The organism is Mongoliibacter sp. (assembly GCF_007692705.1).
Classification (GTDB): domain Bacteria; phylum Bacteroidota; class Bacteroidia; order Cytophagales; family Cyclobacteriaceae; genus Mongoliibacter.
In genome coordinates this window covers 1-3,805 of record NZ_REBN01000029.1, presented here as the reverse complement: position 1 = coordinate 3,805, position 3,805 = coordinate 1, and the positions used below count along the sequence as shown (strand labels likewise).

The window sequence follows — 3,805 nt, the reverse complement described above, 5'->3', positions numbered from 1 at the left end:
GGTCTCCGGAGAATAAGGCTCCGGAGGTCTTTTTTTTGACTTATTTTTTTAAAAAATCAAACCCCTCATGAAATATAAGGTAAGATTTGAAAAATAGATTTTTCAGGATTTAACCAAAAGTAGAAGTTTAATCCTAGTAATTTTAAAGTGTCACTTTAAAATTACTAGGAAAAATAGGAATCATCCTTGCAAATTTAAAATCAAAAGAACGCTAAACCCTAAAATAAGCAAAGGTTTTATTCATGGTTGTGAGTACATAAAGGCTCCCAAAGGTATTTTGTGTACAGTGGGGAAGATTACTTTCCTATCAGTGATGATACTTAGGTAGTTTCACTAAAAAAATGATGAATATTTTAATCGAATTGTAAACTTTCTTTTCCCTATGCGATATTTCGTTTCTGTCTTCTGTTTAATTCTGTTGGTTTCTTGTTCCAGGTCAAAGGAAGGATCTGTTTTTTTATCTGCTGATCTTAAAGATTACATTGTGGATACCCTGTATTTGGAGAAAGATACCCTAACCAAAAATCTACCGGTTGAATTTGTGCTATTGGAAGAAAATGGCAGACACAATTTGTACGGGATTGTGGGGTCAAAGCTTTTTAAATATAACTACCAAACGGGCGAATTGATATCTTCACTCACATTTGAGAGGGAAGGGCCTGATGGGATTGGCTCATTTGTCTCAGGTAATTTGGTAACTGAAGAGGGGATTTTTTTTATCTCGGATCAGAAACATATCATTCAGACTGATTTTCAAGGCCAAGTATTGGAAAGATATCCGCTTCCAGAAGTTTCGGAAGAAAGACTAGGGTCTAATTTCACCACCATGAATGGGAATAGGATGCTTTATGACAATAAAAATAAGACGCTGATTTTCTCGGATGTGCCATTTGTGTTGAAAGCACCAAACATGGAATATGAAAATTGGGTGTGGAAATATGATCTTGCTAAAAGGGAAGTTGAACCTCTGAAATTCTTATATCCAATAGTATATTTAGAGCATTTTGATGATCCTGAGCTTGGGATTTACTCACATGCCTATGCTATAACCGACAAAATTCATGTACTTAGTTTCCCTGTTACTGACTCTTTGTTGGTGATAGAGAACAATAGTAGTCGATGGGTGAAATCCAAAAGTTCAGAGAAAATGGTTTTCCAGAGGGGCTTTACAGAGCAGAGGGGAGAGTTAACTGTTTTTTCACCAAGTATGGAGACCAGCAGGTATAAATGGGTGCTCCATGATCCTTACAGAGAGTTGTGGTTACGTTATACAAACATTGAAACCAAGGAAGGTGGCGAAAGTAAATATGTCAACAAAAGCAGTTTTATTATCCACAATAAAGGTCTAGAGGTAATTGGGGAAGTGTTTTTTGACAATCAAAAGATAAGCCCAACTGGCTTTTTCACAAAGGAAGGATTTTATCTAAAATTATTGGATCCCTCTTCGGAGGATTACGAGAAATACGTTCGGGTTCGCTTAGAACTATGAGAGTTGGGGGTCTACTTCCTTGAGGTCTTGTTTCGCGATTTAACCCACCTTTCAAACCTTCGAGGTCCGAAATAGACCTCAAAGGTTTGGCTTTGACTTTTGGGGTTTTCAAAACCCCGTCCTGGTTCTAAGTTTATTTTAAAACCTTCAATGTCCTGAAAAGACCTCAAAGGTTATCATTTCTTTTTAAACAATGAATCCACAAACTCTTTCCTGTTGAACACCTGCAGGTCCGTCATTTTCTCTCCTACTCCGATGTATTTTACGGGGATTTTGAATTGGTCAGAGATGCCTATGACAACACCGCCTTTTGCAGTACCATCAAGTTTTGTGATGGCAAGAGCGGTGATATCCGTGGCCTTCGTAAACTCCTTGGCTTGTATAAAGGCGTTTTGCCCGGTAGAACCATCGAGGACTAAAAGTATTTCATGTGGCGCATCATCGATGAATTTTTGCATGACCCTTTTGATTTTGGTCAGCTCATTCATTAAATTGATTTTGGTGTGTAGTCTACCGGCGGTGTCCACTATCACCACGTCGGCATTGGTGTCTACCCCTTGTTTGACAGCATCAAAAGCTACGGAAGCAGGGTCTGTGTTCATTCCGTGTGATACTACTGGGACGCCTACTCTCTCTCCCCATAGGATCAATTGATCTACAGCAGCGGCCCGAAAAGTGTCAGCAGCACCCAATACCACAGACTTGCCGGCTGATTTGAACTGATGGGCCAATTTACCTATTGTGGTTGTTTTTCCTACCCCATTTACGCCGACCACCATGATGACATAAGGTTTTTTATCAGCAGGCAGGTCAAAGTCTGCCAAGTCTGCACTTTTGTTTTCCTTCAACAGTGCTTCGATTTCTTCCCTGAGGATGATATCGAGTTCTGCTGTGTTGACGTATTTATCTTGAGCAACTCGTTCTTCGATTCTTCGAATGACTTTGATGGTAGTGTCTACCCCCACATCGGAAGTGATGAGTATTTCTTCCAATTCATCCAGTACGTCTTCGTCAACTTTGGACTTCCCTACTACAGCTTTGCTGAGTTTTGAAAAAATGTTTTCATTGGTTTTCTGGAGTCCTTGATCCAGGCTCTCCTTTTTTTCCTTAGAAAAGAAACCGAAAATTCCCATAGTATTGATTTTTAGAGTCCGAATATAATGAAAAAGTCCCTTCTAAGACATTGCTAGAAGGGACTTTTGATTGTATTATGTGAAATACAATTATTTTTTCAAGGTTTCCTGTACAATTGCGGAAGGAACCATTTCTTCTTTGAAGGAATAAGCGCCAGTCTTTTCAGACTTTACAGCTCTGATCACTTTAGCATAAGTGACTCCACCTTCTTTTTTTAGGGTTGCTACTACTTTCTTAGCCATATCTTAAAGGGGTTTTTGGTTGCTGTTAAACAACGAAGTCCTAAATTATTTAATTTCTTTATGGACCGTAACTTTCTTCAGGATAGGGTTGAATTTTTTCAACTCTAATCTCTCTGTAGTGTTTTTACGGTTTTTTGTTGTAATGTATCTTGAAGTTCCTGGCATGCCTGAGTTTTTGTGCTCAGTACACTCCATAATTACCTGAACTCTATTGCCTTTCTTAGCCATCGCTCTGTATTTTTAAAATGGTAAACCTAATTACTTAATGATGATCATACCTTTTTCCTGAGCTTTTTTCAAAACTGCACTGATGCCGTTTTTATTGATAGTTCTCAAAGCTTTGGTACATACTTTCAACGTGATCCAAGCATCTTCTTCTGGAATGTAGAAGCTTTTCTTGTGTAAGTTCGGGTAGAACTTACGCTTGGTCTTGTTGTTCGCATGCGATACATTATTACCTACTCGAGGTCTTTTACCGGTGATGTCACAAACTTTTGCCATGATATATGATCGTATTATTAAAGACGTTTTTCCAATTGAGTCTGCAAATATCGGACTTTATCCTGAATTACCAAAAGTACCTCCCAAAATAATTCCGTAAAGTTTTAAAAACGTGGAGGATTAAGGGGGAAAGGATGAAGGATGAAGGAGGAGGCAGAAGCTAGAGACGAGTATCAAATGATAAGATATATGCTTCGCGATATAAAGTAGATATAAGCCTTCGGCGATATATTGGTTACGTTTCAAATAAACATAACACTATCGAAACAAGTGTCAAGTAAAATCAGGACGTGACAAAGGTTTGGCGGAAGTCTGAACAGGTAATATTTTGAAGTTAACAATTCCATCATCAAGATAAATATCAGCTTCACCTTGTCATCTCGAGATTTTAAAATTTGGTATTTACAGATCATAAAATGACAAAAGGGTTCACGCAGCG

General features: G+C 38.3%; 5 protein-coding genes. 1 reads left to right on the top strand and 4 read right to left on the bottom strand.

Annotated features, from left to right (window positions below; all coding sequences use genetic code 11):
* Positions 1 to 382: 382 nt before the first annotated feature.
* Positions 383 to 1,489 carry a DUF4221 family protein gene (locus EA341_RS00425; RefSeq protein WP_293010707.1) on the top strand — a complete coding sequence of 369 codons (1,107 nt, stop codon included), beginning with the start codon at positions 383 to 385 and terminating at the stop codon, positions 1,487 to 1,489.
* 176 nt (positions 1,490 to 1,665) lie between these two features.
* Here the strand turns inward: EA341_RS00425 and ftsY are convergent, their stop codons facing one another.
* The 4 genes from ftsY to rpmB all read right to left on the bottom strand — a co-directional run bounded on the left by ftsY (position 1,666) and on the right by rpmB (position 3,366).
* Positions 1,666 to 2,622: a signal recognition particle-docking protein FtsY gene (gene ftsY, locus EA341_RS00420; RefSeq protein ID WP_293010706.1), complete on the bottom strand. Its 957-nt coding sequence runs from the start codon at positions 2,620 to 2,622 to the stop codon at positions 1,666 to 1,668.
* A gap of 90 nt (positions 2,623 to 2,712) precedes the next feature.
* A complete protein-coding gene (locus EA341_RS00415) occupies positions 2,713 to 2,865 on the bottom strand; it encodes a DUF4295 domain-containing protein (protein WP_293010705.1) in 153 nt (50 codons plus the stop codon).
* Between the two features lie 45 nt (positions 2,866 to 2,910).
* Complete coding sequence (gene rpmG, locus EA341_RS00410; protein WP_009036148.1) at positions 2,911 to 3,093, bottom strand: 50S ribosomal protein L33; 183 nt, start codon at positions 3,091 to 3,093, stop codon at positions 2,911 to 2,913.
* A 30-nt stretch (positions 3,094 to 3,123) separates the two neighbouring features.
* Complete coding sequence (gene rpmB / locus EA341_RS00405) at positions 3,124 to 3,366, bottom strand: 50S ribosomal protein L28 (RefSeq protein WP_293010704.1); 243 nt, start codon at positions 3,364 to 3,366, stop codon at positions 3,124 to 3,126.
* Between the last annotated feature and the right edge of the window lie 439 nt (positions 3,367 to 3,805).